Source organism: Porphyromonas sp. CAG:1061 (genome assembly GCF_000435035.1).
Classification (GTDB): domain Bacteria; phylum Bacteroidota; class Bacteroidia; order Bacteroidales; family Porphyromonadaceae; genus Porphyromonas_A; species Porphyromonas_A somerae.
On the sequence record NZ_HF988908.1, the window covers coordinates 1 to 6,592 of the forward strand.

Below are 6,592 nucleotides of genomic sequence, written 5' to 3' on the forward strand. Positions count from 1 at the left end.
TATTGGGTCATGTAGATCCTTGTGGTCGTATAAGGGAGGTGGGGACTGTCATCTCGTCTTTTGTACAAACAAAGAAAGGGGGCCCCGCGAGAGAGGTCCCCTTTCGAATTAAACCCTAAGTGAATAGGTTAGAAGATAGCCGTGAAGACGTTGTCGGATCCACTGACTAGCTTGGCTCCGAGCTGTGGCTTAGCCTGGGTATTCTTGACGTCCCAAATGTAGACGTTGCCATCGTAGCTGCTAAAGTTGTTACCGACTGGTGTGATAGCGAAGTAAATCTTACCATTACGGATGGCAGCCTCTTGGTATTGGAAGAAGTAGGTATGGCTTGGCACCTCTAGGTCCAGCACCTCTCCTGTATTGAGATCTACTCGAGCAATGCCCCAAGGGTATTGAGGTATCTCATTACCGTGTGGGTCGGTGTAGTTGGTAATAGGCTTTGCATCTCCCTTTTCGTAGGGTACAAAGGCGATCCCATCGCCAGCGTAGAACCAGCCAATGCTTCTGGCCTTACTGTGTCCGCACTTGCCTGCGATATCGATGGACCAATCTTGGTACTCACCATCCTGGATCTTGAGCATATAGACCTTACCCCCCTCAAAACCTGTTAGCTGGTAGATGGTCTTGCCATCCTCAGCGAGGAACATATTGCGAGAGCGATAGCCAGTGGTGGAGCCTACCTCCTCTTTATAGAATATGGTCTTTGGATTCTTAAAGCTTGGGTAGTCAAATATCAAGGTTGCGGTCTTGCCGGTCGACTTAACCGTTTTCTTTCCTGGCACCTTGTCGAGCGACTCGATCTTACTGATCTGTGCACCGTAGTAGATCTTACCACCGGTAATTACAGGGGTGTGGATGCGAGAGATGAAGTAGCCTTGCTTATCCAACTCGGGTAGGCTGACGGTACCCTTATTGTTGTTGCCTAGCTTCATCAAGGTGTTATCGAGGATCACGATGTTGTAGGCGCCACCAATAGATGCGGCAGTGCCAGTAGCATCCTTACCGAGTACTTGGCCGGAAGCATCGAAGCGAACGGGGCTGATCTCGTGAACGGAAGAGTAATGGGTGCCTGGTAGCAGGGCAAAGCGCATATTGCTATTACCGATCACATTCTGTGAGCGTACGGTGGTGCGCAGCTCAAACTTCTTGGTAGCCTTGTTGTAGATCACATTGGTGATATCGCCTACACGATAGGTGAGGCTGTAGAGGAAGCCATCGCTACTTCTATAAGCGTGTGGTGCTCTCGCATCGGAGACCAATGGAAAGGCATCCTTACCACCTACGATGGTCACATTGGGATCATCGAGCTTGTCAAACTGGTGGAGGTAGAAGTTGTTGGTGCGAGCGTTGTAGCCTACGGTGTATCCGATGTAGAAGTCAAGGTTGTCCTTGCTCTCGTACGTGCCAGCAGTGGTGATGTCGGCTCCGACGATGTTTGTTCCATTACCTGGATTTAGTGGGTCGATACGCTGCTCTTGCTCATCATCGCAACTGGAGAAGAGCGTGGCAAAGAGCGCGATGGCCCCTACGGTAAAGAGGTTTTTGATAGTTCGTTTCATACTATTGTTTTCTATAAAGTGAATAAAGTGTTGTCTCTTATTGCAGTGTATAGACCAGCTTGCCAAAGAAGGCACGACCGGGCTTTTGCAATGCATAGTTGTCGAATATCTGCTGATTGAAGATGTTCTTTGCGTCAAAGCTGACGGTGAGTGCCCCCTTGAGCAGTGTATAGCTGACGGATAGGCTCACTGGTGACTGATGCGGCACATAAGGGGTGCTGTAGATCACAAGATCTACGGGGAACTTGCTTACGTAGAATAGATTGGTACCGAGAGTGAGGGTATTGCCTTCGGCTCCGAGATTGGGTATCAGGTAGCGGAGATTGAGATTGGCCTTGTGTGGAGGCTCGTGCCGTAGGGGTAGCCCATAGATTGATTCGTGCCGATTGTTGTAGGTCGCCTTGGTATAGGAGTAGCTTCCGGTGAGGAAGAGCTTATTCCACAGTGAGAGCGAACACTCGGTATCAATGCCACGGCTGAGGATATTATCCACATTCTCAAATTGTGAATAATCGGCAAGGGCTCCGATCATCACTTTCTCGCGAATCATATCGCGTGTATCGCGTACGAATAGAGTGGCCGATCCGCTGATGCCAAAAGACCCTAAATGATAGGTACCAAAGTTGGTGCCGAGGTTGAAGTTATTGCTTCTCTCTGGCTTTAGATTGGGCATCTGAGTGACGTTGGAGGCGATATTACCAAATAGCTCTAGCTCGCTAGGAAGGCGTATCGCCCGCTCGGCCGACGCGTGAAGATAAAGACCATCAAGCACCTTGTAGGAGAGCGTACCCCCCACTCCGTGGAACGAAGTGGCACTCTCTACTGGGGTATTCTCCAGCTTGCCATTTGTGGGGTTATTCAGCTCCATTATGGCATGTACCTTTTGGTAATACTGCTTGTAGAAGAGGGAGTTCTTCAGACGCCCCTCTAGCCAACTATCCTCAAGGGCGAGGGAGGCGATGGACTTCAAGGACTTCTTATTCTGGTCGGGCGGAGTGATGTACTTAGGCACTAGCGGGTCGTGGCTATCACGTAGGAAGTAGGTGCCTTGCCACCTCGCTGTGAGGGTATGGTGCTCTAGGAAGGTATAGGCCAAGCTCGCCCGAGTGGTAAAGGTATGGCTAATATCGGTCTGCAATGAGGGACCACCCGTGAGGGCATTGCGCACCTCAGCACCGAAGTCGGTCTTAATAGGCCGATTATTGCTATCAACAATGGGTTGACCGCTCCAATCGTAACGATAAGGGACGGTATCTACCACCACTCTATGATTATTGGTATACCCTAGCTGGAGATCGAGGGAAAGGCCATCGGTGAGGATGTCGTCTTTGCGGTAGCTAGTTTCTACCGCCAGCATACGGCTATTTCTATGGCGATTACCATAGACTCTATTCATACGTGCACCGTGCTGGATCTCTTTGTATCCGCCCGAGGCAATCACGTTGAAGGAGAGTTGATCCACCCAACTGCGGTCGTTGAGACTAAGGGCAAGGCGAGTGCCGTAGTCGCGGTAAGCGTCGTGGAATCGGCGTGCTTTATCTACCTTGGTCACCTGTCCATCTCCATGCTCATAGACGATGTCATCGCCCCACACCCAGTAGTTATTCTTACTATAATTGTAGTAAAGCGATGCGGAGAGCATAAAACCACGCCCTAGGTAGTAGCTACCATAGAGATTGGCTAGGTGGGTATTAAAAGAACCAGCGGAGTAGGAGACAACTAGTTGATTGCTCCTGCGATTCTTGAGGATGATATTGATGGCACCACCCAGAGCATCATCGGAGAGATAGGCGGGCACTACACCTTTATAAACCTCTACTCGCTCAATCATGGAGGAGGGGATGCTGCGGAGGGAGAAGCTTCCGCCATAGCTACTTTGAGGGACTCCATTGATGAATGTGCGGATGGATTCGCCCGACATCCCATTGATATTCACATTGGTGCGAGCCCCTAGCCCGCCACTACTGCGGATGCGGGTGCCAGGGAGCCGATCAAGAACTTCGGAGGTGGAGAGACTAAACTTACTGGTAGCATCTAGCTCCAATACATTCACGGAGAAGCCACTCAGCTCGGTACGTCGCTTCGCCGATGTTCCTGTCACCACCACTGTCTCCAGCTCGGTATGGGTGGACTTCATCCGATAGCGGAGCTCAAGAAGCGGCTTATTCAATACGATCTTATGCTGCTCGGGCTCTATAAAGAGGGAGGAGATATTAAGGCGGTATTTGCCGAAAGGTACGTTGAGTAGCTCAAAGTTACCTTGTTCATCAGTGAGGGTGCGGTACCTTGTACCGTCGAGAGAAATGGCAATATCCGCAAGGTCTTCACTACCTTTTACCTCCAACCTTCCACGGATGGTACCTACTTTTGGGGATTGAGCTTCTGCCGTAAAACTCAATATTCCACCAATAAGCAGGAGCAAACTTATAACCTTGCGATAGGTATCTCGCTGTATATAGGGACCTATCATGGCCTTTATAGATAAATTCATTGTAAAGGGCTTCAATTTTAATGTACTTCACAAATCTATCTCCATATTCCTCAGCACGCAATACCTAAAAATAGCTATTTACTCACACCTCTACCCAAAAAACATAGGCCGTGCGGGAATCCCACACGGCCTATATATAGTTAATGTCTAGTAAGCTCTACTTGGTGAGCCAGCGGTAGGCGTTGGTGAACATGGTGAACCATGGGGTCACTTCGTCCGAACGCTCCTCGGGGTAGTAGCCGCACTGCCATGGGAAGATGCTCCGCTCGGGGTGTGGCATCATCGCCAAATGACGGCCATCGGCACTCGTGAGAGCAGCGATGCCAGCTGGCGACCCATTAGGATTGGCAGGGTACTCCTCATAAGCATACTGGGCTGCGATATGGTACTTCGATAGGTCGTAAGGCAGGTCGAAGCGACCCTCGCCGTGTGCCACCCAGCAACCCATTGTGGTACCCGCTAGCGAGTGGAGGAATACCGAGTTATTCTCTGGGATCGTCAGTGACACAAAGGCACTCTCAAACTTACCCGAAGCATTGTGTGCCATACGGTGCTTCTCCTCGTGCTCAGGATAGAGTAGCCCGAGCTCCGCCATCAGCTGACAACCATTGCAGATACCGAGCGAAAGCGTATCCTTACGGGCATAGAAGCGGTCAAGTGCTTGGCGAGCCTTGGCATTGTACTTAAAGCCAGCCGCCCAACCCTTGGCACTGCCCAATACATCGGAGTGAGAGAATCCACCGCAGAAGACGATCAATTGTACCTCCTCCAGCGTCTCACGCCCACTCATCAGGTCGGTCATGTGCACATCCTTCACATCAAAACCAGCGAGATAGAGGGCATAAGCCATCTCACGCTCGCCATTCGTTCCCTTATCACGGATAATGGCAGCTGTCACCCCACTCCGCTTCTCCTCACGCTTTGGACGGGCAAATGAGAGCCCTTCTGCAAAGTGATACTTCAGAGGTTGGCGACCACGGTTCTTTGCCCTAAGTGCTGCATTCTCAGGAGTGGTCTGATGCTTCTCCAAAGCATCGGTGGCCACACTCCAGCGGTCGAGCAGATCCTGCATACCTAGCTCCACGTCGAGGTCCTGACTCTTAATCACCAGCGTAGGCGTCTCGGTAGTCGTTGCCACAGGCAAGTAGCATACCCCCTGAGCATCAAGGAATTGCTCCAACGCCTCCGACTGAGTGGTAAAGAGCAATAGACCAGGGTTCTCCGCAAAGAGCGCCTTGGCGATTGGTCTATTCGGTGCCTCCACCTTCAGACCACCACGAGCATTGCCCAGCATCATTTCCACCAAAGCGGTAATCACACCGCCCGCGGAGATATCGTGCACCGCCTGCACCAGCCCGTGTGCCATAGCCCCTTGGATGGCCTCAAAGCCCTTCACAAAATAGTCGGGATTGGCAATATCTGGCACCTCAGCCCCCACCTTACCGAGCGTCTGATAAAGGGCAGAGCCACCAAGGCAACCAGGCATAAAGGAGAGATCCACTTGGTAAATCGTCCCCTTGCCATTCCACACCTGTGGTACAATCTTCTGCACATCCGACACCTCACCAGCGGCAGAGACAATCAGCGTCCCTGGCGAAAGCACCTTGTGCCCACCAGGATACTTCTGCGTCATCGAGAGCGAATCCTTACCGGTAGGGATATTGACCCCAATCGCCTTGGCAAAGTCACTCGCCGCCTCTACAGCTGCATAAAGGCGAGCATTCTCACCATCGTTGCGGCAAGGCCACATCCAGTTGGCCGAGAGCGATACCGACTTCAGCCCCTCCTTGAGTGGAGCACCGATCAGATTGGTCAGTGCCTCCGCAATTGCTACACGCGAACCGGCTGGAGCATCCACCAGAGCCACCTGAGGAGCGTGACCAATCGACGTAGCAATACCTGCCCTACCCTCATAATCGAGTGCCACAGCACCGAGGTCGGAGAGCGGTAGCTGCAGTGGTCCAGCAGTCTGTTGGCGTGCCACCTTACCCGTTACCGAGCGGTCCACCTTATTGGTAAGCCAATCTTTATTGCCTACCGCCTCTAGCGATAGTACATTGTAGAGGTTCTCCACAAAGCGGTCGGCCGAAAGCTCCTCCTCCCGTGGCTCACTAAAGCTTTGCTCGCGCGTGGTATCGGTCATAATCGTCTTAGGAGCCGAACCAAAGAGATGCTCCAGCTTCAGATCAAAAGGCTTCGACCCATCCTCAGCAATAAAGGATAGCTCCTTATCGCCCGTCGCCTCACCCACCACATAAAATGGTGCCTTCTCACGCTCCGCAATACGCCGTAGCCCCTCAATATCGCCCGACTTCACCAGTAGCCCCATACGCTCCTGGCTCTCATTGGAAATGATCTCCTTAGCCGAAAGAGATGGGTCGCCAATAGGCAGCTTATCGAGGTAGATTCTACCCCCTTGCGTCTCTACCAACTCACTCAGACAGTTGAGGTGCCCCCCAGCTCCGTGGTCGTGGATAGAGACAATCGGATTGATATCTCCTTCCGCCATCGCCCTAATCACATTGGCAGCACGCTTCTGCAT

Annotated in this window: 3 protein-coding genes; all 3 read right to left on the minus strand. The window is 51.9% G+C overall.

Annotated features, from left to right (window positions below):
* Nucleotides 1–128: 128 nt before the first annotated feature.
* On the minus strand, nt 129–1,559 hold the full coding sequence (locus QVO39_RS04230) for a hypothetical protein (RefSeq protein WP_288171749.1): 1,431 nt from the start codon (nt 1,557–1,559) through the stop codon (nt 129–131).
* A 37-nt stretch (nt 1,560–1,596) separates the two neighbouring features.
* Nucleotides 1,597–4,029, minus strand: a complete 2,433-nt coding sequence (locus QVO39_RS04235) for a TonB-dependent receptor (protein ID WP_021903146.1) — start codon at nt 4,027–4,029, stop codon at nt 1,597–1,599.
* 178 nt (nt 4,030–4,207) lie between these two features.
* Nucleotides 4,208–6,592 (minus strand): phosphoribosylformylglycinamidine synthase (gene purL, locus QVO39_RS04240; RefSeq protein ID WP_021903147.1); only part of this gene is annotated, 2,385 nt, incomplete at its 5' end.